At 69.8% G+C, this 25,027-nt stretch carries 29 protein-coding genes and 1 pseudogene; 9 read left to right on the top strand and 21 right to left on the bottom strand.

Annotated features, from left to right (window positions below):
* Positions 1-55: 55 nt before the first annotated feature.
* The 3 genes from IEZ17_RS35995 to IEZ17_RS35985 all read right to left on the bottom strand — a co-directional run bounded on the left by IEZ17_RS35995 (position 56) and on the right by IEZ17_RS35985 (position 2,757).
* On the bottom strand, positions 56-619 hold the full coding sequence (locus IEZ17_RS35995) for a cysteine hydrolase family protein (RefSeq protein ID WP_189307697.1): 564 nt from the start codon (positions 617-619) through the stop codon (positions 56-58).
* 263 nt (positions 620-882) lie between these two features.
* A complete protein-coding gene (locus IEZ17_RS35990; protein ID WP_229852977.1) occupies positions 883-1,929 on the bottom strand; it encodes an alpha/beta hydrolase in 1,047 nt (348 codons plus the stop codon).
* Between the two features lie 384 nt (positions 1,930-2,313).
* The gene (locus IEZ17_RS35985) at positions 2,314-2,757 is read right to left on the bottom strand and encodes a GDSL-type esterase/lipase family protein (RefSeq protein ID WP_189307695.1); all 444 of its coding nucleotides are present in this window, start codon (positions 2,755-2,757) and stop codon (positions 2,314-2,316) included.
* Positions 2,758-2,903: 146 nt separating this feature from the next.
* Between IEZ17_RS35985 and IEZ17_RS35980 the strand changes: the two genes are divergently transcribed.
* The 3 genes from IEZ17_RS35980 to IEZ17_RS35970 all read left to right on the top strand — a co-directional run bounded on the left by IEZ17_RS35980 (position 2,904) and on the right by IEZ17_RS35970 (position 4,510).
* Positions 2,904-3,284 carry a hypothetical protein gene (locus IEZ17_RS35980; protein ID WP_189307692.1) on the top strand — a complete coding sequence of 127 codons (381 nt, stop codon included), beginning with the start codon at positions 2,904-2,906 and terminating at the stop codon, positions 3,282-3,284.
* 62 nt (positions 3,285-3,346) lie between these two features.
* A complete protein-coding gene (locus IEZ17_RS43365; protein WP_229852976.1) occupies positions 3,347-3,883 on the top strand; it encodes a PucR family transcriptional regulator in 537 nt (178 codons plus the stop codon).
* A gap of 3 nt (positions 3,884-3,886) precedes the next feature.
* A complete protein-coding gene (locus IEZ17_RS35970) occupies positions 3,887-4,510 on the top strand; it encodes a methyltransferase family protein (protein WP_189307690.1) in 624 nt (207 codons plus the stop codon).
* 257 nt (positions 4,511-4,767) lie between these two features.
* Here IEZ17_RS35970 and IEZ17_RS35965 read toward each other — a convergent pair whose 3' ends face one another.
* The 7 genes from IEZ17_RS35965 to IEZ17_RS35935 form a co-directional block, all read right to left on the bottom strand.
* A complete protein-coding gene (locus IEZ17_RS35965) occupies positions 4,768-5,625 on the bottom strand; it encodes a class I SAM-dependent methyltransferase (protein ID WP_189307688.1) in 858 nt (285 codons plus the stop codon).
* A gap of 22 nt (positions 5,626-5,647) precedes the next feature.
* Positions 5,648-5,992 carry a VOC family protein gene (locus IEZ17_RS35960; protein ID WP_189307686.1) on the bottom strand — a complete coding sequence of 115 codons (345 nt, stop codon included), beginning with the start codon at positions 5,990-5,992 and terminating at the stop codon, positions 5,648-5,650.
* Between the two features lies 1 nt (position 5,993).
* A complete protein-coding gene (locus tag IEZ17_RS35955; protein WP_189307685.1) occupies positions 5,994-6,173 on the bottom strand; it encodes a ribbon-helix-helix domain-containing protein in 180 nt (59 codons plus the stop codon).
* Positions 6,174-6,859: 686 nt separating this feature from the next.
* On the bottom strand, positions 6,860-8,050 hold the full coding sequence (locus tag IEZ17_RS35950; RefSeq protein ID WP_189307683.1) for a glutathionylspermidine synthase family protein: 1,191 nt from the start codon (positions 8,048-8,050) through the stop codon (positions 6,860-6,862).
* A 7-nt stretch (positions 8,051-8,057) separates the two neighbouring features.
* Positions 8,058-8,324, bottom strand: coding sequence for a hypothetical protein (locus IEZ17_RS35945; protein WP_189307712.1), 267 nt, complete (start codon positions 8,322-8,324; stop codon positions 8,058-8,060).
* A 546-nt stretch (positions 8,325-8,870) separates the two neighbouring features.
* Positions 8,871-9,815: a phospholipase D-like domain-containing protein gene (locus tag IEZ17_RS35940; protein WP_229852974.1), complete on the bottom strand. Its 945-nt coding sequence runs from the start codon at positions 9,813-9,815 to the stop codon at positions 8,871-8,873.
* A gap of 448 nt (positions 9,816-10,263) precedes the next feature.
* Positions 10,264-11,058 carry a class I SAM-dependent methyltransferase gene (locus IEZ17_RS35935; protein WP_189307681.1) on the bottom strand — a complete coding sequence of 265 codons (795 nt, stop codon included), beginning with the start codon at positions 11,056-11,058 and terminating at the stop codon, positions 10,264-10,266.
* A 116-nt stretch (positions 11,059-11,174) separates the two neighbouring features.
* On the opposite strand from IEZ17_RS35935, the gene IEZ17_RS35930 reads away from it, so the two are divergent.
* Together IEZ17_RS35930 and IEZ17_RS35925 are read left to right on the top strand one after the other, a co-directional pair.
* Positions 11,175-12,161: an Lrp/AsnC family transcriptional regulator gene (locus IEZ17_RS35930; RefSeq protein WP_189307679.1), complete on the top strand. Its 987-nt coding sequence runs from the start codon at positions 11,175-11,177 to the stop codon at positions 12,159-12,161.
* Entirely contained in the window at positions 12,158-12,373 is a 216-nt protein-coding gene (locus tag IEZ17_RS35925) for a hypothetical protein (protein ID WP_189307677.1), read from the top strand. Before IEZ17_RS35930 ends, IEZ17_RS35925 begins: the two co-directional genes overlap by 4 nt.
* 164 nt (positions 12,374-12,537) lie before the next feature.
* On the opposite strand, the gene IEZ17_RS35920 is transcribed toward IEZ17_RS35925, so the two are convergent.
* From IEZ17_RS35920 to IEZ17_RS35910, 4 genes are all read right to left on the bottom strand, one after another.
* Positions 12,538-13,650 (bottom strand): methyltransferase domain-containing protein, encoded by a 1,113-nt coding sequence (locus IEZ17_RS35920; protein ID WP_189307676.1) that lies wholly within the window; start codon positions 13,648-13,650, stop codon positions 12,538-12,540.
* A gap of 195 nt (positions 13,651-13,845) precedes the next feature.
* A complete protein-coding gene (locus tag IEZ17_RS44010; RefSeq protein WP_268249883.1) occupies positions 13,846-13,977 on the bottom strand; it encodes a hypothetical protein in 132 nt (43 codons plus the stop codon).
* Between the two features lie 328 nt (positions 13,978-14,305).
* On the bottom strand, positions 14,306-14,731 hold the full coding sequence (locus IEZ17_RS35915; RefSeq protein WP_229852973.1) for an MFS transporter: 426 nt from the start codon (positions 14,729-14,731) through the stop codon (positions 14,306-14,308).
* 12 nt (positions 14,732-14,743) lie between these two features.
* The gene (locus IEZ17_RS35910; RefSeq protein WP_189307674.1) at positions 14,744-15,973 is read right to left on the bottom strand and encodes an alpha/beta hydrolase family protein; all 1,230 of its coding nucleotides are present in this window, start codon (positions 15,971-15,973) and stop codon (positions 14,744-14,746) included.
* A 102-nt stretch (positions 15,974-16,075) separates the two neighbouring features.
* Here IEZ17_RS35910 and IEZ17_RS35905 point away from each other — a divergent pair, with 102 nt between their 5' ends.
* On the top strand, positions 16,076-16,681 hold the full coding sequence (locus IEZ17_RS35905; RefSeq protein WP_189307706.1) for a TetR/AcrR family transcriptional regulator: 606 nt from the start codon (positions 16,076-16,078) through the stop codon (positions 16,679-16,681).
* A gap of 95 nt (positions 16,682-16,776) precedes the next feature.
* Here the strand turns inward: IEZ17_RS35905 and IEZ17_RS35900 are convergent, their stop codons facing one another.
* The gene (locus tag IEZ17_RS35900; RefSeq protein ID WP_189307671.1) at positions 16,777-17,286 is read right to left on the bottom strand and encodes a nitroreductase family deazaflavin-dependent oxidoreductase; all 510 of its coding nucleotides are present in this window, start codon (positions 17,284-17,286) and stop codon (positions 16,777-16,779) included.
* Positions 17,283-18,749, bottom strand: coding sequence for an FAD-dependent oxidoreductase (locus tag IEZ17_RS35895; protein ID WP_189307669.1), 1,467 nt, complete (start codon positions 18,747-18,749; stop codon positions 17,283-17,285). Before IEZ17_RS35895 ends, IEZ17_RS35900 begins: the two co-directional genes overlap by 4 nt.
* Positions 18,750-18,809: 60 nt before the next feature.
* Between IEZ17_RS35895 and IEZ17_RS35890 the strand changes: the two genes are divergently transcribed.
* Positions 18,810-20,180 (top strand): cytochrome P450, encoded by a 1,371-nt coding sequence (locus IEZ17_RS35890; RefSeq protein ID WP_189307667.1) that lies wholly within the window; start codon positions 18,810-18,812, stop codon positions 20,178-20,180.
* Here IEZ17_RS35890 and IEZ17_RS35885 read toward each other — a convergent pair.
* The gene (locus IEZ17_RS35885) at positions 20,149-20,742 is read right to left on the bottom strand and encodes a phosphatase PAP2 family protein (protein ID WP_189307665.1); all 594 of its coding nucleotides are present in this window, start codon (positions 20,740-20,742) and stop codon (positions 20,149-20,151) included. The two genes, IEZ17_RS35890 and IEZ17_RS35885, sit on opposite strands and share 32 nt — an antisense overlap.
* 96 nt (positions 20,743-20,838) lie before the next feature.
* On the opposite strand from IEZ17_RS35885, the gene uppS reads away from it, so the two are divergent.
* Positions 20,839-21,654: a polyprenyl diphosphate synthase gene (gene uppS, locus IEZ17_RS35880; protein WP_189307664.1), complete on the top strand. Its 816-nt coding sequence runs from the start codon at positions 20,839-20,841 to the stop codon at positions 21,652-21,654.
* A 3-nt stretch (positions 21,655-21,657) separates the two neighbouring features.
* Here uppS and IEZ17_RS35875 read toward each other — a convergent pair whose 3' ends face one another.
* From IEZ17_RS35875 to IEZ17_RS35865, 3 genes are read right to left on the bottom strand one after another with little or no spacing between them, the layout of a single operon-like run.
* Positions 21,658-22,125 (bottom strand): hypothetical protein, encoded by a 468-nt coding sequence (locus tag IEZ17_RS35875; RefSeq protein ID WP_189307662.1) that lies wholly within the window; start codon positions 22,123-22,125, stop codon positions 21,658-21,660.
* Positions 22,122-22,481, bottom strand: a complete 360-nt coding sequence (locus IEZ17_RS35870; RefSeq protein ID WP_189307660.1) for a DUF6114 domain-containing protein — start codon at positions 22,479-22,481, stop codon at positions 22,122-22,124. Before IEZ17_RS35870 ends, IEZ17_RS35875 begins: the two co-directional genes overlap by 4 nt.
* Positions 22,481-23,062, bottom strand: a complete 582-nt coding sequence (locus IEZ17_RS35865; protein ID WP_189307658.1) for a DUF6230 family protein — start codon at positions 23,060-23,062, stop codon at positions 22,481-22,483. Before IEZ17_RS35865 ends, IEZ17_RS35870 begins: the two co-directional genes overlap by 1 nt.
* Before the next feature lie 240 nt (positions 23,063-23,302).
* Between IEZ17_RS35865 and IEZ17_RS35860 the strand changes: the two are divergent.
* Positions 23,303-23,972, top strand: a pseudogene (locus tag IEZ17_RS35860) (coagulation factor 5/8 type domain-containing protein); the annotation flags it as partial.
* A 35-nt stretch (positions 23,973-24,007) separates the two neighbouring features.
* On the opposite strand, the gene IEZ17_RS35855 reads toward IEZ17_RS35860, so the two are convergent.
* Positions 24,008-24,985: a phosphatase domain-containing putative toxin gene (locus IEZ17_RS35855; protein ID WP_189307656.1), complete on the bottom strand. Its 978-nt coding sequence runs from the start codon at positions 24,983-24,985 to the stop codon at positions 24,008-24,010.
* Between the last annotated feature and the right edge of the window lie 42 nt (positions 24,986-25,027).

The raw sequence follows: 25,027 nt of genomic DNA, 5'->3' as shown, positions 1-25,027 counted from the left end.
ACGCACACAGCGACAGAAGGACACGCACCACCAAGATCAACCTGACCAAGCACTACTAGAAGGGAGCGATGTCCTTGAGCCATTCCTCGACGGTCACGACATCTGCCCACTGCGGGAACAACTTCTCCGTGAGGGTCCGATGCACCTCGGGGTCGGTGTCGAGGCAGACATCCGACAGGACGGTGAGGCCGAAGTCCAGGTCGTTGGCTTGGCACAGGGTGTAGAGCACTACACCGCTGGTGGCGATGCCGGTGAGAACAAGGCTGTCGATGCCACGGCCCCTGAGCACCAGGTCGAGATCGCTGCCCGAGAACGCGCTTCCGCGCCTCTTGGTGACCACGACATCGCCCTCCCGGGGCGCGATGTCGTGGTGGATCTCCGTACCGGGGTCCCCCTCGGTGAACAGTCCTTCCCGCACGGCCGCGGTGAGCACCCTGTTACGGGTACTGACCTCCGGACAGCCCGGGCGCAACCCGATGACCACGTAGATCACGGGGATGCCTGCCGCCCGGGCACCGTCGATCGCTCTGCGCAGGCGCAGCAGATATCCGGAATCGCCGTCCGCGATTTCCATGATGTCCCGCTGGACGTCCATCACGAGGAGGGCGCTGTTGGCCATGATTGCTGTCCCTTCTTCACTGGGGAACATTCGCCGACCTGTTCGGCGTGCCCCGTTCCACGGTGTACGAACACCTCGACAAGATCAAGACCGTGCCCCGCCGACTCAAGAAGCCACGGCAACGAAGCGCGCACGAGAAGACCGAACTCGGGGTCCGCCCTGGGATTCATCACCAACGCAGGCAAGCAGAGCGCCACGTCATCCGGCCGGCAGGTGCAGAAGGAGAGCGACGGATTTCCAACTCCCGGGCGCCCGTAACGTGCTCAGCAGGCAGGCCCGCTGCTCGCGTCGGACTGTGTGAGGATGCGCCGAAGCCAGTGGGAACGGGCGTTGCGGGCGTCCTGGCTGAGAGCTGCCTGCGGCGCAAAGGTGTCGAAGCCGTGAAAGGCTCCGGGCCATACGTGCAGTTCGGCTTGGCCGCCGGCCTGCCAGATCGCCTGGGCATAGGCCACGTCCTCGTCCCTGAGGGTCTCGGCCGACCCGACCTCGATGTAGGCCGGGGGTAGCTTGGACAGATCCGTGGCGCGAGCTGGAGCCGCGTAGGGCGGGAGGTCCGCAGCGCCGTACAGGTCGCCCAGCAGCGCCTGCCACGCGGTTGCGTTGGAGGTTCGGTCCCAGGTGTCGAGGCCGGCCATCTGGTGACCGGAGAAGGTGTTGTTGCGGTCGTCGAGCATCGGGCACAGGAGCAGTTGACCGATCGGTGTGGGTCCGCCTCGGTCACGGGTGAGCAGGGCGAGTGCCGCGGCGAGTCCGCCGCCGGCGCTCTTTCCTCCGATGATGATGCGGTCCGCGTCGATGCCCAGTCGGGCCGCGTGCTCAGTCACCCAGACGAATCCGGCGTAACAGTCCTCGACCGGTCCGGGGTACTGCGCCTGAGGCGCCAACCGGTACTCGACGGAGACGACGGCCAACTCCAGTGTGAGAGCCCATTCCCGGAGCAGCCGCGGAAGTACGGACCACGCGTTGCCCGCGATCATTCCGCCGCCGTGCATGTAGTACAGCAGCGGCAGCGGTCCGGCGATGCCTGCGGGCCGTGCGCTGACGAGCGTGATGTCGTGCTCGCCCGGCGCTGCCGGCACGCGCAGCTCGGCCACCTCGAAGCGGCCGTCGGCCTGGAGGTCCCGGACTGTCGGCCTGGGCCGGGCCGCAGCATCCTGCTTCTGCCGGGCGGCAAGGTTCTCCCGGGTGAACGGCTTCCTCGCCTCGTCCCCCAACGCCTCAAGAGCCACGCTCAGTTCCGGGTCGAACGGGGGCGCATCCCGAGTCATAGAGGTGCGGCCGGGCTCCGGCGGTATACCAGGGGTACTCATGACAGGCCATCCCGTCGGGTGAGGGGATGGCGGCCGGCGTCCCGACCGGGGCAGCTCGTCGGCATGTCGGTGCATGTGGGGAGCGCTTGCGCGAGGTCCATGCGCCGTAGTCAATCACCTGTGAGGTGAAGGCCACAGCTCCTCAGGAATGGTCATGGGTCGAGATCGTTATCCAAAAGCGTCGTCACAGTCATGACCGTCCGACGCACTCCGCCCCGCCGGATGAGAGCAGGCAGGGCGGAGTGCGCCATGCGAAGTGCGTCGGGCGGAGTGCGCCAGCATGGTCCGGTGCTACACCGGGTCACTGCGCGTCGTTGGTGAAGTGGCAGGGCGATGACACGGTGTGCCGGCGGATGGTGCAGGACGCTCGGGCGGTTCAGGGGTTCAGCAGTTCAGCGCCCTCAGCACCGTCTCGGCCATGACGCGTTCGCCGACCGCATCGGGGTGCAGCGGTGCCGCGGGCGAGGCCGGCACGAGACCTTCGATCCAGGGGGACGCGGAACAGCTGTCGTGGCCCTTGGTCGGAGTGCGGGTGTCGACGTATGTGGCGCCCGCCGCGGTGGCGGCCTGGGCCACCTCCTCGTCGAGTTCGCCGAGGATGGAGCGCAGGAAGCGCAGATCGCCGGTCGTGACGGGCATCTTGCCCAGGCATGTCGTCGGGTCGTCGGGGAGCACCGATGGGTAGCCGACGACGACCACCTTGGCTTGGCGGGCCTTGGCGGACAGCTTGTGCAGACCGTCGGTCAGCTGCGCTGCCGCCGAGTCGAGCCGCTTGCTGAGCGTGTCGCCGTAGAGGTTGTGGCGGGGAGACCCGAGCGGGTCGGTCACGGCCAGGGCTGAGCAGGCAATCACGACATCGACGAAGCCGAGGTCGGAGGTGCCGAGGTGCCATCACGTCCCTGGCCGCCTGGTGGGTCAACCAGGGCCTCGCGGCATCGGCCAGCGATGCCTACCGCGAGGCGGTCTCCGAGCTCGTGCTGCAACGCGAGCGGGAACGCTCGGCCATGGTCGAGGCCCTGTTCACCGGCCTGCTCACCGACCGCACAACCCTCTGGGAGGCCGCCGACGTCCTCGGCCTGCCCACACGTGGTCCCTACGTCGTGGTCGCCGCCGAAGTGCCCGGCCCCGACCGGGAGGCACTGCCCGGAATCGAGACACGCCTCCGTGCCGAACAACTGCGGTCGGCCTGGCGCCTGCTCCCCGACCTGCACATCGGCGTGATCGCCGTCCGGCATCCGGGAGCCGACGATGCGGCCCTGCGCATCCTGGAGCGATCACTCACCGCCCCGGTAGGCGTCAGCCCCACCTACCGTCACCTGCGCGAGCCCCCAAAGCCCTCCGGCTCGCCCGCCTAACACTCACCGGCACACGCGGTCGGCCCACAGGCATCGCACGCTTCGACAACAGCCCGACCGCCTTGCTGGTAGCAGCCGCTCCCGACGAAGCGGGACGGATCGCCCGTGCCGTCCTCGAAGGCGTACTTCAGCTCCCGGCCGGCGAACGGGACCGTCTGCTGGAAACCCTGGAGTGCTGGTTCGCGGCAGCAGGCTCGACGGCCGACGCGGCACGGTTCCTGTACTGCCACCGCAACACCGTCCGCTACCGGCTGCACAGAATCGAGGAACTGACCGGGCGCTCGCTGCGCGACCCCCGCACAGTCGCCGACCTCGCCGTGGCCTTGCATGCCCTGCGACTGACACCCGGCGAACAGGACGCCACTTCGCCACACCGGCAACAGGTCAGGAATCCTGGCACAGCATCCGCCCCGCCCGGTTCCGATCGCGAATCGAGGGAAAGTGCCTCGGCGGTGTCTCGCTCAGCGCCCGGCGCATCGAGCGTGCCGGCACCGGCCGCGACACCGGTGCGGCGCCGGTTGGGTATCCACCCGTGGGTGGAGACCTCCACATCAACCCCAGGGTGGTGGCCATCCGTTGTGAACGAGGAGCAGCCTTGAGCCATGAGCTCACTTCACTCGGTACTTGTCGTTCTCACAGGTGTCTGTGTTCTGATCTTTGTCGTGGCCTGGTTCGTGGGTGCTGTCTATTTCGGGCTGAAGGGCCCGGCCGGCCCGGGCGCCTGGGTGCGCGGATTGCGTCGCACCCTGCCCCGCAGGGTGCTGCTCATCGCAGGCGCCTACGCGTTCTCCGCACTGGTCGGACACACCCCACACCTGTGGCACCACCTCCAGTACTGGCAACCCGAGCTCGCTCTCCTGGGCGCCCTGCTCGCCGTCGCCTCCACCGCTTTGCTGCTGTGGGCCCGATGGGTCCTGGGCACGATGTGGGCCAGCATCCCCATGGTCCAGGAGCACCACGAGCTGCGTACGGACGGTCCCTACCGGCTGGTCCGCCACCCCATATACACCGGCCTCCTCGGCTTGATCGTCGGCGGCATGCTGGCCTGCGGCTTCGGTGTCTGGATTGCCTTCCTGGTGGTTGCCGTCCCCTGGCTGCTCCGCCGGGTCCGGATCGAGGACGGCCTGATGGCCGACCAGTTCGGATCGTCCTACGAGCTCTATCGCGCGCGAGTACCGGCATTGATCCCGTGGACGCGCCCCGCCCGGCGGCAGGCGGTCCTCTGACTGGCGTCGTCCTCCCCGGCACCATGCAGGAATCAGCCGTCCAGGGCACCCTCCAACTCCCGATCCGTGAGGACGGGCGCTGCCGGGCCGAGAACAGGGACACGTCATCGCTGCCATGGACGGCGTACAGCCGTCGCTGAGTGCGTGTCCGGATGCCGAGTGGGATCGGGGAAGCCGCCCTCGACGAGCGGGCGCAGCATCCTTCGGGCACCCACGAGGAGCGAAGGCCTTTGGGAGCAGCGGGTGTTGACGAGAGATCAGATAGTCGCCAGCAGCAGGTCCTCTCCGCTTGACGGGCGGAGGCCGTCGGCGCGATCGGCGAAGTAGCGCTCGGCGAGCGAGTCTCCCGCCACGTGTCGGACGTCTCCGAAGCCGGCTTCGCGGGCCAGTGCCAGCATCTCGGACGGGGTGTAGAAGCTGATGAACGGCGTTCCGGATGCTTGCGCGCCTTCCTTGCTCGTCCGGAGGCCGGGGCGATCGGCGTCGTGGAGCAGTTCGGGCGGCAGCAGGAAGGTCATGGCGAGCGTCGAACCGGGTGCGAGCCCCGCTATCTGGCGCAGGGTGGTGGCGGTGGCGTCCTTGGTGAGGTACATGGTGACGCCGGTGGAGACGATGACCGCCGGCCGACTGGGGTCGAAGCCGGCAGCGGCCAGCTTCTCCAGCCAGTCTTCGCTCGCCTCGAAGTCGACCGGCACCAAACGCAGCCCGTCGGGGATGCCGTAGGCGAGTTCGACCAGGCGACGGCGCTTCCATGCCTGGGTGCCGGGCTGGTCGACTTCGAAGACGCGTAGGCGGGAGGTGACCTCCGGCCTTCGCTGGGCAAAGGTGTCCAGGCCGGCGCCCAGGATGACGTACTGAGCGATGCCGCGGTCGGCCTGCTCCGCGATCAGGTCCTCGATGAAACGGGCGCGGGCCACGATGGCCGCCCGGAATCCTCTGGTGGCGTGCGGGTCCATGTCGGGGCGGCGGCGCCAGTCGTCGCCGGGTGCCGCCAGCCGCAGGCCGATCTCGTCCTTGAGCACGTGCGGTGGCGGGTCGATCTGGACGTGCAGTGCCCGCCAGAGGGCGGTCCGCACCGCAGTGCTGTCCGGCGCCCCTGTCTGCTTGCCTTCCATGACGCTTCCCCTCTCGTTGCGGTCAGTTCTCGGCGGGAGCCTGGAGGCTCCACAGACGCCCGTCGGGGTCGCGGACGGTCATCTCCCTGGTTCCGTAATGGGTGTCCTCGAACGGCGTGACCACCTCGACGCCGGGATCGGCACGGAACGCGTCGGCGTCCGGCACCTTCAGCACAATCCGCGTCTGCGGCTCTTGGTCCTCGGGAACCTCGGCGATGAAGACGTACGGCCCGTCGCCGTTGCGGAGCTGGCCGGAGTTGTGGTCGGTCGAGAAGTCCAACTCGTAGCCCAGCGATTGGAAGAACTTCGCCGCCTTGCCCCAGTTGTGGGTCGTCAGGAAGACGGCCTCGATTCCTTCCGTCGCCATGTCAGGTCTCCTTGTCAGTCGATTGCGGCTTGTGCCCCTGGCCGTCGTCGAGGTAGGCGCGCAGCGCGTCAGCAACCAACGCCGACAACGACATGCCCGACTCAAGGGCTCGGTACTTGACCTGCTTGATCAGCCCGATCGGCAGGTACACGTTGAACTGCTTCACTTCCTCATCACCCACGAGGCGATGCTAGCATCCTAGCAAGCTAGCCCGCTGCCGACAGGACGATCATCCGGCCCGGCCGGCACAGGGCGTCGGGGGCAGCCGGCGTGTCCGGCCGCGGGCCGCTTCTTTGCGGGGCAGGCGCCGGGGCGTCATGGTGATGAGCGCCCTGTTCCGGTGGGCTTCGGAGCGCTGGGTCCACCGCTCGTGGTCGCGTGCGTTGCGGCGGGCGTTCATGCACCAGCCGATCGTGGGCTCGCCCTTCCAGCGGCGGGGCAGGAGGCCGAAGCCCTGACGCCCTTCGGCCTGGAGATCATGCGCAGGGCGAGCGCCTTGGCGTTCACGGGCACTGTCCACGAATTCGCCGGCGTAGCTGTGGTGGGTCCAGATCTGGTGATCTTCGGCTGGGTGAAGGGGAGCCGCCGGCACGGGTCGCGGGCGGCGTCGCGGCCCGGGAGGCCGGTGGGTGTCACCGTGATCAACACGGGCAGGCCGAGCGGGTCCATCGCGAGACGGCGGTTGCTTCCGTGGATCCCTTACGTCGCGTCGTCGCCGTGACTGCACGGGACTTCCCGGAGCGGTCCCCGCGGGGCGGCACACCGGGCCTGTCCCCCGCTCAACCGGCCACCGTGTACGTGTGGCAGTTCCTCACGGAGCCTTCCGACCGGCAGGCCGCCGATGCGGTGCGCTGCCGCATCGCATTCTCAACGGATGAGGTGCGGCAGGAAGCGTGCGTACCCGTCGGTGACCAGGCCCGCGGATTCGCGGATGCCCAGCCCGGCGGCCTCGTCTTCGACCACCCAGGTTCCGAGCACCACCCGGTTTCCGTCGAACTCGGGCAGCGGCGCCAACTCCTGGTAGCAGCACAGCTCTTCGGGCCGCGCCGCAGCGGATCCCGGCGGGTGGACGGTGACACCCGCGCCCTCCCTGCCCAGCAGGGGCTTGGCGACATAGCCGGGGCCGTCGGGGGCGGCCAGGTCGCGGGGGCCGTCCAGGTAGGCGGGAAGGAGGTTGGGGTGGCCGGGGAAGAGTTCCCAGAGGATGGCCAGCAGGGCCTTGTTGGAGAGCAGCATCTTCCAGGCGGGCTCGATCCACAGGGTGGTGCCGGTGGCGCCGCCGTTGTCGAGGGTGTCCAGCACGCTCGGACCGAAGGCGTCGCTGGCCAGCCACTCCCAGGGGTAGAGCTTGAAGCAGGCCCGGATGAAGCGCAGCCGCTGGTCGACGAAGCGCCCGGAGAGCCTGTCCCAGCCGATCTCCTCCATGGCGATCGCCTCGGTCGTCAGTCCCGCTTGCTCGGCCGTTTCCCGCAGGTAGGCGACGGTCATCAGGTCCTCGCCCAGTTCGTCGGCGGCCGAGTGCGCGAAGTGCAGCGGGGCGCCGGGCGGCAGCAGGGCCGCCTGCCGTTTCCAGGCGTCGACCAGTCGCTCATGCAGCGAGTTCCACTGGTCGGCGGTCGGGAACCGGTCCTCCATCCAGAACCACTGGGGGCTGGCGGCCTCCACCAGGGAGGTGGGGGTGTCGGCGTTGTATTCGAGCATTTTGGCCGGACCGATGCCGTCGTAGCGGAGGTCGAAACGGCCGTAGAGAGAGGGGAGTTCGGCGCGGCGGCGCCATGCCTCGGCGACCCTGGCGGCCAGCTGCGGATCGGTGATGCCGAGGTCGGCGAACCGGTCGTGGGTGACGATGTGCTCGGCGGCGGCCAGGCACATGCCGTGCAGCTCCTCGACGACCTCCTCCAGCGACTCGATCTCGGCCGCCGAGAAGGAGTAGTACGCGCTCTCGTCCCAGTAGGGGCGCAAGGAGTCGTCGGGGTACCGGGTGAGGGGATAGATCAGACCCTGGGCCTCGACGATGGTCTGCCAGTCGGGGCGGGGCTCGATGGTGTGGCGGCGCATCGTGCGGTCAGCCGCCCGAGGAGCCGTGCCCGGAGCCGAAGCCCCCGCGTTCCACCACCGCGCTCTTGCTGAAGCTGCCGCCCTTGGCGTAACGACCCGAGCCGCCGGAGCCGTAGTACCACTGGCCGGCCGGGTGACCGGACGTTCCCTTCCCCTCGCACTGCGAGGGGCTGATCACGCGGTACCCCTGGGCCTTGTCATGGCTTTTGGGGTCCACACACCGTTTGTCCGGCTCACTCCCGCAGGAAGTGAGGGCCGCGGCGAGCACCCCCATGCCACCAAGGATGACGGCACTGGAGCGCAGCCGCCGCACCGTGTCCGAATCCGTCTTCCGCGCCACTGCAACCCCCGTCGATCTGTATACGAACACTTGCGCCCACCCACCCTACGACCCGGCTCCGCCGGGGGGACGCAGGGGTAGGTCCGGCAACGGCCCGAGGGTGACGACCGGCACAAAGCCCCCCACCGCCACGAGGCAGGAGGGCGCTCGGAGCCCGAGCAGGTGAGGCGCCTCGGCCGCGCCGAAGACCGCAAGACCGCAAGACCGCTGTAGCCCAAAGCGCGCCAACGGCGCGCCGCGCTCCCCCGGGCTCGGAGCGGCGCAGGCGTGACACGGTCGGCGCGCAGGTAGCGCCGATGGGTGGTCGAACGCGGCCGAGGCGTCCGTTGCACAGGCATCCGCCCCTGCCACCAACCCTCGATCGCCGACCGATGCGTTCAGCCGGCGATCCAGGAGTCAGCGGCCGGGTGGGAATGTCGCGGCCCGGGGAATTGAAGAAGGTTCGGATCGGGTCGCGCCGGACGTTGGTGCTGTGGCGCGTCAGGCCTTGTGGTGGCTCTTGCGGAAGTCGGCGCTGAACGCCTTCTCGATGCCGCTGACGACCGCGGAGTCACTGACGATGAGGCCGAGTTCGCGGTTGTGGTTGAGCGAGTTGTTGGAGAAGTTCTCCGAGCCGGCGAACACCTTCGCGGAGGACGTGCCGTAGTCGGCGACGATCGCTTTGGCGTGGATGTAGTAGCCGGTGGAGCTCGTGTACGTGGCCACCTTGCCACCGGCGGCGGTGACCTTCTTGAGCTGCTTGCTGTACTTCGAGGACTGGTTCTCCGCGACGACGCGAACGGTGACGCCGCGCTTGGCGTCCGCGACGATCGCGTTCACCAGGGCGGCGTCGCCGAACTCCTCCTGCTGCACATCCAGGCTGCGCTTCGCCCCCTTGACCAGGGCCAGCAGGTGGCTCTGCGAGTCGGTGGGCGACCAGACCAGGTCGGTGCCGTCGGACGGGGTGACGGAGGTCTTCGCGAAGTCGGCGTTGAAGACCTTCTCTATCGCCGCGACATCGGCCTTGTCGGTGTCGAAAATGCCGTAGTCACGCGAGGTGGCGTAGTACTTCGTGTCGAAGTTGCCGGTGCTGATGTAGGACTTGGCGCCGTCGACGGTGATCGTCTTCTGGTGGGTGTACACGTACTCCGAGGACGAGTACGTCACCCCGGCGCCGGCCGCGGACAGCGCCTTGTAGGCGGCGCCGTCGATGGACGCGTGCTGGGAGTCGAAGACCACGCGGACCTTCACGCCTGCCTTCTGCTTCTTCACCAGGTCGTTGACGAGAGTGGTGTCGCGCAGCTCATAGATCGTCACGTCGACCGACCTCTTCGCCGAGTTGACGAAGTCGTAGATCGCGCCCTCCTTCTGGTCCGGCAGGATCACCAGGGAGAAGGGGCTTGCGGCGTGGGCCGTCGCGGGCACGATGGCAGCTACAGCGGCCAAGGTACCTGCGGCCAGGGTGGGTATGAGACGGCGGGTGGGGCTCACCGGAACTCTCCTGACGTCGTGGGGGATGCGCTCAACGCGCGTAGCGCACCCCAGTAAGACACAGCACCGGAACGCGCTGAAGCCCAGTTGAGTGAACAGAAGGGCAGCGTTGTGCAAAACAATCCGGCTCGCGATTCGAGATCAACTCACCCAAAAACATGCGGAGTTGGCGCATATATTTGTTCGACGGATCCGCGCCTGTCAGGCGCAGCGTCAGATGGCGGTGCAGCGCAGCGGCGCCACGACCAGCGACGAGCATCGACCGCCTGACGCGAGTCGTTGTGGAGGTTGTGGATCGCTGCTGCCAGGTCCGGGACGCCGGACGGGCCGACGCCCTTGAAGCGGTCCACGTAGCCGGGCAGCAAGACGCGGGGATCAGACCGTGATCGCGCGGCGGCCACCCTCACCGCACCGCATGCACCAGGTGGCCCCCCGCCGTGTTGCCGTCCTGAGGCCATCGCCCCAACTCCTGACCGACCTCGGCGAACGACATCGACTCCACCCGCCAGCTGCGCTCGGTGAACAGGGGCTGTGGCGCATCCGTGCCGTAGCACCAAGGCGCCCCCTGCTCGGCGAGTGCGTCCAACACGGGGCGGGCCGCAGGGTCGCGGAGCAAGGATCCGGCGACGAAGTCTGCCAGTAGATGGCTGCCGGGCGCCGAGCACGCGGTGATGCGATCGAACAGCCGTAGCACATCGGACTCTTGGAGGTACTGGGTGAGTCCTTCGACGAGCCAGCAGGTGGACAGCTCCGCCCGGAAGCCGGCCTCCGCCAGCGCTCGGGGCCAAGCGCCCGCGAGATCCGCTCCGACGGCGACCCGGCGGCAGGCGGGCTCGGGCGTGTCCGTCAGCAGAGTCTGCTTGAGATGCAACAGCTCTGGTCGGTCCACCTCGTACAGGGTGGTGGTGGCGGGGAAGGGCAGCCGGTGGGCCCGGGTGTCCATGCCCGCCGCGAGCAGGACCAGTTGCCGGGGCCCGTCCTGACCACCGGTGACCTTGGTGAGCAGGTCGTCGTAGAACCGGGTGCGAATCGCGATGGCGGGCACATTGCCCAATTGGTCGGCCAGTGCCCGCCCGGAGTCCCCGGCCAGCACTGCGGCAAGCGGATCGGTGAACAGCCCGTCGGGCCGCTCGGATTCCTTGGCTCGCAGGGCTGCCGTCAGCCGGGCGGTCTTGGCTACCGGATCGAGAGAGGACATGAGCACTCCTTTACGCACAGGGATTGGTACGGCGCCCAGAGTGCCGCCAGTTCTCCATCCGATGACCCAAATTGCCCACTCACCAGGCGAACTCGACACCGAGGTACCGTTCGACGGTGGAATCCGTCGTACTGAACACGCTGGACAGGCAGTTGATACACGCCCTGCGGCTCGACGGGCGGGCTTCGTTCAGCCGGATCGCCGACGTGATCGGCACCTCCGACCGCACCGTCGCCCGCCGCTACCAACGGCTGCGTGAGGCCGGGGCCTTGCGGGTGGTCGGGCTGCCGGATGCCGGGCGGACGGGCCTGGTCGAGTGGTTCGTCCGCCTTGAGTGCGCACCGGAGGCGGCGCTGCCGGTGGCCAAGGCACTGGCCGAACGCGCCGACACCTTCTGGGTCGGACTGTCCTCCGGCGGCACCGAGATCACCTGCGTCACACAGGCTCGCCAGGGTTCGCTCAGTGGCAGCCTGCTGCTCCCCAAGCTGCCCAAGACCTCCCGGCTGACCTCGGTGAAAGCTCAGTGCAGGCTGCGCATCGTGGCCGGGGAGTCGGGCTGGCGCGGCAGTATGAGCGCACTTGACCCCCGGCAGACCGCGGCCCTCACCCGCGCTGTGGACACCTCGCGCGCTCTCCGACTCACCGAGCGGGACGAGCGACTGCTTCGCGTACTCGCCCAGGACGGGCGCGCTGCCGTACCGCAACTGGCAGCTGCGACCGGCTGGTCGGAGTCCTCGGTGCGGCGCCGGATGGAGGAACTGCGGTATGCCGGAGTGCTCCGCTTCGACGTGGAGATCGACCCGGCGCTCTACGATCGGCCTTTGGAGACGATGCTCTGGCTCACCGTGGCGCCCGCGGCACTGAACCGGGTGGCCGAGAGCCTGGCCGAGCACCCCGAGGTGGCATACGCCGCCGTCACCACCGGGCAGAGCAATGTGGTGGCGGTCGTGCTGTGCCGGGAGCCTGACGACCTTTATGACTACCTGGCCACGCGCGTAGGTGACCTCCCCGGTGTGCTGGGCGCGGAAACGACTCCCGTCACCCGGCACATCAAACGGCTGGGCACCGTGCTGGCACCCTCCCCCGCCAGACTCCGGCCATGACTGCCGCATTCCCACCACAGATCGACGAGTCAGCTGAGCCGCCGGCAACAAACCACTCGTGGGCCGACGACAGGCGCTGGGCGAACAGCCTCAGGGGCAGCGAAGGCCAGGCACACCGAACCGGCTCCGCATGCGCGGGCTACTCAGCACTGCTCGACGAACAGCGCGCCGGCAACGACGAGTCCGACGAACGCCCCCAGGAACGGGGTTGAGGCAGATCGGCGGGCGAGGAGGCCTCACTGCCGCCCGCGACCACCTTCCGCAGGTCCGGGACGGCGGCGGCGTCCCGGCCCTGCGGGGACCAGCCGTTGGAGAGGCGCCCAGTGCGGTCCGGGTGCGTACGGACGTGTCACAGCGGTGCCACCGTGCGTCGCGTTCAGGCCGATTCCAGCGCTCGGAGGGGGCTCACGGGTGTGGACGGTGTCCGAAGCCACAGGTACTCGCTGTGCGTGGTGACCGTAAGTCCGAAGTCCTCGGCAGGCGGCCGTTTCAATGCGTTCCATTCCTGCCAGGTCGCTTCCACCTCGTCCCACAAGCTGCGGGGGCCGAATTCGGTGACGGTGCTGTCGGCGTCCGCGATGGCGCCGGACCCGCGGCCGTCGTGCACCCAGACGCGGAGCCCGGCATCCTGGCGGCCTTCGATCAGGGTGATGCCGGGGAGGCGGGCCCCGGCGTACAGGGCCAAGCCGGGCGCGATCGCTTCCTGGGGAGGGATCGCGGTGGTACGTGAGCGTGGGTTGGAAGTGTCCGGGCGGGCGCCGTGGGGGGCACGGTGGGAGCGCATGGGCATGTACGTGGCGGTCCCGGTGAAGGGTCCTGAAGCGCTGCCGTCCTCGGCGGCAACGAGGCGGACGATCGAACCGCACCAGAAGTCGCCGACGCGAGGCGCCACCAGCACACCTCCCGGCCGCAGTTGGTCGATCAGCTCGTGTGGGATGTGCCGCAGCGCGCAGGTGGCGATGATGCGGTCATACGGGGCACCGGTCGGCCATCCGTGCTCGCCGTCGGTGACCACGAGGCGCGGTCGGTAGCCGGCTGCGGCGAGGTTCCGCTCGGCCTGCGCCGACAGGAACGGGTCGATTTCCACGCTCGTCACCCACTGGTCACCGAGCCGGGCGGACAGGAGCGCGGCGACGTAGCCCGTGGCAGTACCGATCTCCAGTACCCGCTGTCCGTCGTGGACATCGAGGAGGTGCAGCATGCGCGCGACCATGGACGGTTGGGAATTCGAGGAGGTCGCGATGCCGGGCCCGTCCTCAGCCCCGTCGTCCACCTGCGTCACCACCGGTTCGTCGGCGTACACCAGGGCTGAGCGTTCCACGGTGCCGGTGACCGGTCGGCACCGGTCGGGGTCCTGACGCCACACGCGGTCAGGAAGGTACGGCTCACGAGCGGTACGTTCCCACACGGCGCGCCATGGGGGGCTCAACAGGCCGCGCTCGTCCAGTTGGTGGACGAGCGCGGCGTGCCCCTGGAGGGGGTTGGCCATCGGCTCACGCCACCTTGGGCCGCTCGCCGTCGGGCGAGGGCGGGGTGGGCGGAGGAGTCCACGGCTTGTCCGAGGGGTTGCCCGCATGCCTGCCGTCGTCTGCGGCCGGTGGTTGCACGGTATCTCCTTCTGGTCGAGGAATGCGTGGGGACCCAGCCCTGCCCGGCGCTCGCCCAAGTGATGCCAGGGTCGGTTTCAGTGCTGCTCGGGCGTTGGTTCGCCGGTGCGGGAGCCCCTCGGAGGCCGCTCGCCCTCGCCGCCCATCGCGATGTGCGCGGTCGTCATGGCCGCTGCAAGGCCGGCGTACTCGGGGTGGATCCACTCCATGGCGTTCCCTTCGTCACGGAGTTGGCAGGCTACCTCTTGCGCCTGGTACTGCAAGGGTCCGGTGAGCGAGTGCACTTGGGGCGTGCGGCACGAATCCGGACACCGGCAAGGTCAAGGCCGAGGACGGTGGCCACGGGGAGATGCCCCCTCGGGTGCACAACCAGGGGCGGTGTGCGCCACCAGGAGCGGTGTGGGTGGCGTGGGCCTGTTGCGAAAGTCGCGGCGCGGTGGGACTTTCGCAACAGGCCTTCGGGCCTGCTGACGCGGCGGAGGGCCGCAAGAAGGGCCCCAGGGCCCGGCAGGCAGCGTTCGCCCGTCGCAGGATCAGCTAGCTGGGGCCCCTTGTGGGCGGCGGGCGAGGAACCACAGCGTGCGTGCCCGTGAAGATTCCGGCGGACAGCCCGGACACGAGCCGGCCGAGGAGCAGCCAGCCGGTTCCCTCGCCGATGAGAAAGACCGGCGTCGACAGGGCGGACAGCAGTACCCCGGCTTGAAGCATCCGGATCCGTCCTATCTGGTCGGACCAGTGGCCGAACAGCAGGAGCGCTGCCAGGACACCGACCGCATAGACGGCGTGGACGACAGTGGTGGTCAGCTCCCCGAAGCCGTAGGAGGCCCGGTACAGCGGGTAGAGCGGCGTGGGCAGCGTGGTTCCCATCATCGTGACGGCGAAGGAGAATCCGATGCCCACGACCGCCTGCCATCCGCGCAGTCCGGGTCGTCTGGAGGTGAGGAAGCGGAAGTTCGACTGCACGAGGCGTCTCTCCTAGCCGGCCGCGTGCCGGTGGTGCAGCGTGTCGTCCAGCCAGTCATAGATGCGGGCCAGGGCGAGTCGCTGAGCTCCCGCCTGGCAGTGCGCGTCGGCGCCTTCTTCCGCGGTGAACTCGAGCAGGGTCTTGGGGCAGGTGAGGCTGTCGTAGAGCTGCCGGGCCTGTCCGGCGAAGAACAGGTCCTCGGCGGCCTCACAGACAAGGGCGGGGCAGGTGATCTGTTCGGCGATGCCGTCACGGAGGTGGTAGTCGAGATAGGCGGCACCGAAGGCGCGGGGGGTCTCGGCCCCCATCACGTACATGCCGTGGTTCAACGCCCAGCGCATGACCGGGTTGGCGGCGATCAAGTGCTCGAGCTGGGCGTCGAGTTCGGGATCCGAGGCCGCGCGCAGCCGCCGTTCGGCCTCGTCACGGTCGCCGGGCACGATATTGGTGACCGCCCGGCCGAGGTCGTGGACGCCGTCGAGGGCGACCACTGCGGCCAGCCGGTGCTCGAACGCCGCCGCCCTCGGGGCAAGCAGTCCGCCCATGCTGTTACCGAGCAGCGCAACCCGGTCGCCGTCGACCTCCGGCAGGGCCAGGGCGAAGTCGAGGACGGGGCCCACGACGTTCTCCCAGTCAGGACGGAAGACCAGGCCGTCGTGGTGGAGTGGCCCGGGCTGCCCCGGTCCGTCGAACGCGAGGATGTTGTAGCCGCGCTCCACACCCGCCATCGCCCCGAAGAAGTACATCTCTTCCACCGTGCCGTCGAAGCCGTTGTGCATGATCACGGTGGGTCGGGAGGCTGCGGAGGTGTCGACGCGGTAGAGGTAGCCGGGGAGTGTGGTGCCCTCGTAGGGGATACGGACCGGCTCGATTCGCGGGGTGAACAGCGCCGCTGCGGCGTGGAAGCACTCCACGCTGCGGTCGTAGGCGTGGTGGTGGCGGGGGTCGCACGGGTTGCCGTGCAGGAAGAACTCCGCGGACCGGTAGTAGTTCGACGCCCGCAGGAAGCCGTCCCGGGCGCTGACCAAGTGCCCCTTCTCCAGGGCCTGTCGAGCCTCGGCGGCCACCCGGTCGGACGTGTCCAGCCACTCGTCGTGCCAGCTTCCGTAGTCGCCTTCCACAATGCGCGTGCTCGTCGAGACGACCTCACCGAAGTCGGCGCCGCCGTAGGTGATGTGGCCGAACGACCGCAGGGTCTCGTACCAGAACTGGGCGTCATCGGGGAACACCAGGTTCTTCATGACTTCTCCCTAAAGCAATTATCTTTGCTTTCGCCCGGCACAAGTAGAGCACCTCTGAGACGGCAAAAGCAAACAGATCTGCTTTAGACTGGTGGTGTGAGCATGAACGCATCGACCCCGCGCCCCGGCGGACGCGCAGCCCGCGTCCGGTCGGCGGTCCACGAGGCAGTGATCGAGCTGCTGTCCGAGCCCGGCGGCAAGGAGGTGACCGTCCCCGCGATCGCCCAGCGTGCCGGCGTGAACCCCACCAGCATCTACCGCCGCTGGGGCACCCGTGAGGCACTCCTGGCCGATGTGGCGGTCACCCGGCTGGAAGAGGACTCCCCATTGCCCGACACCGGCACACTGGGCGGAGACCTGACGCAGTGGGCCACTGCGGCAGCCTCCAGCCTCTTGCGCCCCGAAGGGCAGTTGATACTGCGCGCCCTGGCCATGTCCCTGCCGGGGTCACCCGAGGCTCAGGAGGAACGCTCCCGCCACTTCGCACGTCGGGCCGGCGACATCAGCCGGATCCTCGACCGTGCCGCTGCCCGCGGAGAGGATCCCCCGGACATCGACCGGGTACTCGACCACGTACTCGGACCGCTCTACCTACGAGCCCTCTTCGGCGCCATGCCGGACATACCCGCCTACCCTCAGGAGCTCGTCGAGGAAGTGCTGCACGGTGGCACCGCTCAGGCTCGTCCGCACACGTCCGAACAGCCCTGATCGCGCAGTTGGGGTCTGCGGGGAAAGTGCTGGCTACAGCCACTCGTCGAGGACTGCGGCCGGCACAGTCGCCTCGTAGCGGACGGCAGGCCCGATCATCCACGACCGAGATCCACTTTCGCAGCAGACCCGAGGCGGAAGACGCGGAGGGTCCGTTCCGCGGCGCGGGCCGCGTAGTGGTCGTACACGGGGAGGGCGGCCAGGATCCGGGGGCGTTCCGCCCGCACTTCGTCAAGGGTGAGGAGGCGGGCGGTCACCCGGTGATCGCGACCACCGCTCGTCACCGTGGCCGACGGGTCGCGCAGCAGGTTGTCGCTCCACAACGGGTGCCGTGGGCGGCCGAAGTTGGAGGCTATGACGAGCCAGGCGCCGTCCGGGTAGCGGTAGGCGCAGACCGGTGTGGCGTGCGAGTGGCCGTTGGGATGACGGGTGGTGAGCAGGATGGTGGGGAGGAAGAGGCGGCTGGGCATCCAGTGACCGCGGGTGGCCCGGTGGACCAGCCGGTCGCACACGGGCAGCAGATGGGGTGCGAGCGCGCAGAAGAGGCGGGTGCGGCCGATGCGGCTGATGAGTGGGGGAACGGGCCGTCGCCGCTCGCCACTCATGCGGTCGGCCACTGGGCAAAGGCCCGTTCGGCCATGGCGGTTATGGTGAGCGCGGGGTTGCAGCCGAGGTTGGTGGGAACGGCGGAAGCGTCCGCGATGTGCAGGCCCGGGTAGCCGTGCACCCTGTGGTGGACGTCCATGACGCTGGTGCGCGAGTCGCCGCCGAGTGGGCATCCGCCCAGCAGGTGGGCAGTGAAGGGGAGGCGGAGCAGCGGGCCCCACCACAGGGTGTGGGTGCGGCCCCCGACACGCTCGGCGTAGCGGCCGGCCACGGCCCGGGCTGCGGCGAGGCTCACCGGTTCGGCCGGGCCCTCGCCCGGTGCGAAGGTCATCCGTCCGCACCGATAGCGGCTGGTGAGGGTGGAGTTGGCCCGCTCCATGGCGAACAGCAGGGCGGTGTGCGGCCCGAACCGCCGCACGGGCGGTACGAACGCGGCGCCCAGCGGGTGGAACCCCGGGCCGAGGCGGCAGAGCTGGACCAGGGTGCGGTCGTCGGGACGCAGCGCGGAACTGATGGCCACACCGGGGCCCACCCCGGCGCCGGGATCCGAGATGGCGAGCAGCACCTCCCGGTTCGTGCGGGTGCCGGTGCCCAGGGCCGGGGAGAGGGCCGGAAGGGTACCGGCGGCCCGGCAGCGGTGCAGGAGCTCCACCGTGCCCCACGCGCCGGCGGCCAGCACCACCTGGTCGGCGTCGAGTGTCTCGACCCGTCCGCGGACCAGCGCGCCGGACCGCACCGTGCGGAGCCGCCATCCGCCGCCCGGCTGCGGGTGGAGCGACGTGACGGTGGTGAGGGGGCGGATTCGGGCCCCCAACTGCTCAGCGAGATGGAGGTAGTTCTTCACCAGGGTGTTCTTCGCGCCGACCCGGCAGCCGGTGGCACAGCATCCGCAGCCGGTGCAGCCGGTACGGCCCGGGCCCCGGCCGTCGAAGTACGGGTCGTCGGCGGGCACCCCCGGGGGCCCGAAGTACACGCCGACCCGGGTGGGATGGAAGGTGGTGGTCGCCCGCAGGTCGCCCGCGACCTGCCGCAACGCACCGTCGCCGCCGGCGTCGCAGTCAGGCCGGGGGACGGTCGTGGAGCCCAGCATGCGTTCCGCGAGGTCGTAGCAAGGGGCGAGCTCGGCCGGCCAGTCCACCGACGGATCCCATCCGGGTGCGCGGAAGATCTCGGGCTCCGGACGGTGGTGCGCTCCCGCATAGGCGAGGGAGCCGCCGCCCACGCCGACGCCCGTGAGGGTCAGCAGCCTACGGCGCGCACGGACCTCGACGATGCCGGACATCCGCAGCCTCGGCGCCCACACCAATCGGTGCAACTGCCAGGGGGATCGGGCGAAGTCGGTGTCGGCGAAGCGCCGGCCCGCCTCCACGACGGTGACGCGATAGCCCTTCTCGGAGAGCCGCAGCGCGGCTACCCCACCGCCGAAGCCGGAACCGACGACTACTACCCCAGCACTCGACACGCTGGGTATTCCATCAACAGCGCAGCGTTATGTGTGCAACGTCGCGGGGGAGGTGGCCCGTTGAGCATTCCTACCGCGCCCTGGGGTGTGCCGCCGATCGGGCACGGTGGGCAACTCTGGTTCCGTCCCCTGGAGTTCATGACCGGTCTCAACGGACTCGGCCCGGTGGTTCGCTTCCACCCCGGGTTCCGCCCCTGCTACATGGTCACCGCCCCTGAGCTGGTGCACCGGATGCTCGTCACCGATTCCCGCGACTTCGTCAAGGGGAGGCTCACCGACAGCGCGGGCCCGCAGATCGGGGTGAGCCTGGTGATGGACATGGGCTTCCCGGGACTGACCCCCTACGCCGCGCACCGCCGCCACCGTCGCGCGCTCCAGCCGGCCTTCCACCCCCACCGGCTCGCGGGGCAGGTGGAGTTCGCGGTCCGGGCCACCGAGCAAGGGCTCGCCGATTGGCGCCCCGGGTGCCCGCTCCGCCTCGAACGGCACCTGCTGACACTCGCCCACCGCATCGCCGCGCACGCCTTCTGCGGCGAACCCGTCGACGAGGTGGCCACGGCCCTCGCCGCGGTGGAGACCCATCTCGTGGCCGGCCTGTACTGGCGGTCGGTCGCCCCGCAGTGGACCCAGCGGGTGCCGGCGCCCGGCACCGGCGGCTTCGTACGGGCCCGGGCCAGGCTGCGCGCCGCGATCGGGCAGGCGCTGCGCGCGCGCCGCAGCTCGCCGGGGCGGGACGACGGCGATGTCCTCTCGGCGCTGGTGCGCTGTCGCTATCCGGAGGGCGGAGGGCTCGACGACGCGCAGGTCGTCCGGGAGATGTTCTTCTCTCTGATTGCGGGGGCTCATGGGGTTGGTGACGTGCTGCCATGGGTTTTCCACGAGTTGGCCGCCCACCCGGAGGTGGAACACCGGCTCCACGAGGAGCTCCACTCCGTGCTCGGGGGACGGCGGGTCGGGGCGGATGACCTGCCGAGGCTGGTGTACACCCGGCGCGTCGTGCTGGAGACACTCCGCCGCTACCCACCGGTGTGGCTGCTGGGGCGACGCACGCTCAACGAGGTGGAGTTCGGCGGCGTCCGCATGCCCGCCGGTACGGACCTGGCCTGGTCGGCGTACGCGCTGCACCATCACCCGGAGCATCATCGTGACCCGTACCGGTTCGACCCCGACCGCTGGCTCCCCGAGCGGGCCCGGGCCGTCGCCCCTTGCGCCTACGTCCCCTTCGGCTCCGGACCACGCAGGTGCATCGGCGAGCGGATGTCGATGAACCAGATGCTGGCCGTGGTGGCCACGATCGCCGCCCGGTGGCGGCTGCGGGCCGTGCCGGGCGCCCGCGTCCGGCCGTCGGCACGGATCTTCCTCCATCCTCAGGCGATGCCGATGGTGGCCGAGCGCCGGATCAGCCGGCCAGCCACAGCACCAGAACAGTGAGCCCGGCGCCCAGCACCCCGCCCGCCGACACCTGACGCGCGGTATGCGCTCCGAGCCGCACCCGCGACCAGCCGACGAGCGCCAGCAGGGGGACCCCCGCCACCGCACACCACCCGCTCACCTCGACCGAGAGCAGGGCGATCCCGCCCGCTGCGGCACTGGTGTGCAGCGACACCTTGCCCCGGCGGGTGCACACCAGGAACGCCGCGCCGCCCAGCGGGGCGAGCGCCGCCGGCACCAGCAGCTCACGCGGGGCGCCGAGCCACCAGCAGGCCAGCCACACCACCAAGGCGCCGGTTGTGGCGCAGGCCAGCGGCAACGGACGTTCGGCCCGGCGGCTCAGTTCCCAGTCCGACCACCAGCCCCGGCGCACCCCCAGGACGATGACCATCACCCCCAGCACCGCGCACCCGGCGGCGGTGACGCCCCAAGCAGGCAGGGCGGCCCGCCAGCTGAGTGCGCAGCCGGCGGCCACCGGAAGCACGGGGGGCGCGAACAGCCTGCCCGTCCAGAGGGCCAGCCGCTCGGGCGCGTTACTGCTGCTCGTGCGCTTCTCTGCCACAACTCACCAACGATTCGCCCAACCGGATGGTTTGCGGCATACGACGTCCACCTTCCAGGTAACGCTCCAAACGGGTGCACGGACAGGGGGTAGTTGATGTCCAGAGTCTCCAACTGGCGGATATCCGCCGCGGCATGGCTGCTCCGTGGCGTTGATGCCCGGGCCGAGGGAGCGATAAGGGTCCCGCTGCGGCCCCCGGCGGGGAACGTCCGCCCCCTCCATATCGCCATCATCATGGACGGCAACGGTCGGTGGGCCACTGCCCGAGGGCTGCCCCGGATCAAGGGACACGAGGCGGGAGTGCGTGCCGTGCGGTCCGTGCTGGACGCGGCACTCGACGAGGGCGTCGGCCATCTGTCGCTCTTCGTCTTCTCCACCGAGAACTGGCGCCGGCCCGAGGCCGAGGTGCTCGCCCTGATGCGGCTGGCCGTCGAGAGCCTCCGTTCCCTCGCCGATTACACCGACCGCAGCCTTCGGCTGAGATGGTGCGGTGCCCAGACAGGTCTGGCTCCCGAAGTGGTCGGGGCGCTGGGCGCGGCGGAGCTCCGGACCCGGCACGGCCGGTCGATGACCGTCGTCTTCTGCCTCAACTACGGTGGCCGCGCCGAGATCACGACGGCGGCAGCGGCGCTGGCCCGCTCCACACTGGCCGGGCGAGTGGAACCGGATGGCATCGACGAGCAGGTCTTCGCCCGCCACCTGCTGCTGCCGGATCTGCCCGACGTGGACATGCTCGTCCGTACCTCCGGGGAGCAGCGGATCTCCAACTTCCTGCTGTGGCAGTCGGCCTATGCGGAGTTCTTTTTCGTGGAGACCCTCTGGCCCGACTTCACCGGTGACCAACTCCGGCTCCTCATACGGGCCTTCGCCGCCCGCAAGCGGCGGTTCGGCGCGCTGCCCGAGGCACGGTGACGGTCACCGGTGCTGTACGACTTCCTGGAGCCGGCCGCCCTGTACGGAAAAGCCGTCGACGGTGGCGGTCACGTCGGTCAGTGCCACCGGCGGAGCGGCGGCGAACGGCAGCGGAAGCGTCGCGTCCCACTGCACCGGCAGCACACCGAAGAGCCGGCCGCTGACGGCCGTCAAATCCACCTCGACGGCGCCGGGGAGGTCGGCGCGGGCGCACTCCACCGTGACGTTGCCGTCCGGGGTGCGAGCGGTGACCTCCGCCCCGGTGAGAGCGAGGCGGGCGAGGCGGCAGTGCAGCAGCGGGTGCCCGTCGGCCGCCCGCAGGACGCAGTGGGCGGGTCCACCCCTGGCGGCCCGGGCCCGCACGGTCAGCGACGGGGACGCCGGGGATGGGCCGACCGCCGGGGCCGGCCCGGGCCCTGTCATGGCTGCGCCGCCGAGCAGGACCGTCACCGCCCATCCGAGCCGCTTCACGCTCGGTCCGGGGCAGCGGGCGGTAGCCAGGCGAATCCCCACACACCGCCGGCGCCGGCCAGGACGCTGCCCACCAGCATGCCTCCCACATTGCAGGTCACCAGGGCGACCAGCGCGAGTGCCAGCACCACCAGCCCTACCGGCGTGTGGAGCTGCGGGTGCGTGATCAGCATCAGGGAGGCAGCCAACAGCGGCACACTGGTGGAGAACCCCGCGCCGCCGACGATCCCGGCCACGGTCACCGTGGCCGGGGCCCCGGAGAAGGGCAGCAGCACCATCTCCACCGACCCCAGCACGGCGAGCACGGCGGCGCCCCACGGGCGGCCACGCCGCCACGCCCGATCAGGCAGCCGCATCAGTGGCATTCCGCCCGGCCGGACTTGATGGTGACGTCCACATCGTGCACCCGGAAGCTGCCCGCCGTGGCGAGCCAGGAAGTGAACCGGGCCCGGGAAACGGCCGCATGACCGGCCCGGATACCGACGCCGCCCTGCGGGAGGAGTCCGACGCGCAAGCCGGTGATGGTGGTGTCGGCGCCACTGACCCGATCGCTGTTGACCACCAGTCCCGTGGCCTGGACGGGGACGGTGCGTCCCGCAGCGCCGCGCAGGGTGAAGAAGCCGAACGGAGAGGGCACCAGCAGGCTGGCGCACAGCCCCCGGACCGACGCCCGTTCCGCGCCCACCACCGCAACCGGGTGACTGGTCCCGTCGTGCTCCACCAGGGTATCGGTCACCTCCGTGAATCCGTCGCCCTCCAACTGCTCGCCGGTCACCTTGAACGCACCGCCCGAACCCGCCACGGACACCGCCAACACCCCGTGAGCCATGCACAGCAGCAACCCGCCCGCACCGACCAGCGCCATGACCGAGGCCGCGGCCAGCCGCCACCGGTTGAGTCTGTGGTCCGCCCATCCCCCACCGCACACATCGTCCACCACAGCCTCATTCAACTACCGAAGGCAGCCACCGTTGCCTGTGGCGGCCCGGCGCGTGGAGGTCCATGAGGGCTGGTGGGAGCGCGCAGGGGCGCGCGAAGTGCGCTGAGCCAGAGCAGCCAGAGCTACGGATGCTCCCTCCCGAACTGTGCTGACGGCACTGCCGCGTCGGCGGTCTCCGACTCCGCTGCCACGCTCGCCGCGAGGTGATATGCGGTATGCGGTGTGTTCGCGAGTGTCACGCGCGACAGCGCCGTCGGCGGCTGGACCAACGGCGTGTGGAACATGGTGTTCTCCGGGGTGCAGGGCGCTCCCGCGCAGGGCTTCCCCAACCCGCCCTACACGACGCTGGCCACCACCGCAGTCTCCCGGGAGAAGCCCTTCCTCTATCTCTCCGGCAGCGAATACCGGGTCTTCCTGCCCGAGATGCGCACCGACGCCGGTGGGCCCACCTGGGGCAACGGCACACCACGGGGCACATCGCTGTCGCTCGGCCGGTTCTACGTCGCCAAGCCCGGTGTCACCGCGACCACGCTCAACGCAGCCCTGGCCCAGGGCCTCCACCTGCTCCTCACGCCCGGCATCTACCACCTCGACCGCGGGCATACGACGCCCCAACCAGGCCGCGATCCAGGACGGCAACGTCAAGGGATACGCCGCCTACAAGGTCGACGACGCCGTAACGACCCACGAAGCATGGGGACTTGGCAGCTACTGCTACTACATCGCCGACCCCGACATCCGCCAGGACCACGGCTTCGCCGCACCGAACGCTCCCGGTGTGAGGTTCCACGACCTGCTGGTCGTCTCGCTCGGCGGCAAAGACCAGTACGAGCACGTCGTCAACACCACCGGCGCCGCCACCACAGGCACGTCCACCACGCCGTCCACGGTCGTCTCCTATCCCTGACCCATCACCGGGCCGGGCGCCGGGCGGACGTCCGCTCAGCGCCCCGCCGCCCAGCGGGAGTACGGAAGCTTGAAACCGTCCGCGTTCCGCTGCGCATAGGCATAGAAGTCACGGAGGAAGGCCGCCCGTTCACGCGCCTCGGGCTTGTCGGAGTGCGCATCGGAGGCAAGGTCCTTGCCGCCTATCCATGCCTGGCGGCGCAGGATGTCGCCGAAGGAGACCCGCCGGGCGTTGCGCATCATGTCGTACATCGCCATGAAGGTCGTGGTGCGCCCCACTCCCGCGCGGCAGTGGAAGTGCAGCCAGGCACCCTGCGGCAGGCCCCGGACGAGGGTGACGAAGCGATCCACCTCTGCGTTCTGGGGGCGGTGGTGGTCGGGCACGGTGAGCCGGACGTAGCGCCAGCCCGCCTGCTCGACCATATCGGCCTCGGTGCGGACCGACTTGGAGCCGCGCACCGGCCCGCTGGGCCTCACCGACTTGCCCGGTATCCAGTCGAAGCTCACCGGGCGGGTCCGCTCCAGCTCCGTCCGGCGCCGTTGTTCGTCGGCCAGCACCTGGTCGTGGCTCAGTCCGATGTTGGCGTCGTCCTTGTCCCCGAACCAGCTGACCGGCATCCCGTTGACGTACAGGTGTGACTCCTGGCGCAGGTCCACATCGACAACGGGACCGTGGCCGGCGGGCAGGTGGTCGCTGACCGCCCGCAGGCCGGCGGCGGAGAACACGCCACTGCCCGAGGCGTGCAGGGTGGCGAGCCCCGTCAGCGACGGGGCCGTCCTGTCCGTCCCGTGGTCGGCCACGGCACCCACCACACGGAAGTTCTTCGGCAGCGCAGGAGTGTCGGCGACGTCGATGATCTGCCGGGCCTGTCGGGGAGTCGTGGAACCGCTGCCGGCCGTACCGCCGTCCGCACAGCCCGCCACGATCGGCAGTACCGCGAGTGCCGATAGCAAGGCCGCCAACGAGTGGGTCCGCAGCCGCTGTTGACGGCACCGCCCCGGATGGATTGCCATGCCCGCCTCTCCCCTTCCCCCGGCGTCCGACCGCCGGGCCGG

Source organism: Streptomyces albospinus, from assembly GCF_014648695.1.
Taxonomy (GTDB): Bacteria; Actinomycetota; Actinomycetes; order Streptomycetales; family Streptomycetaceae; genus Streptomyces; species Streptomyces albospinus.
The sequence above is the reverse complement of the archived record's forward strand: the minus strand, read 5'-3'. Positions and strand labels throughout refer to the sequence as shown.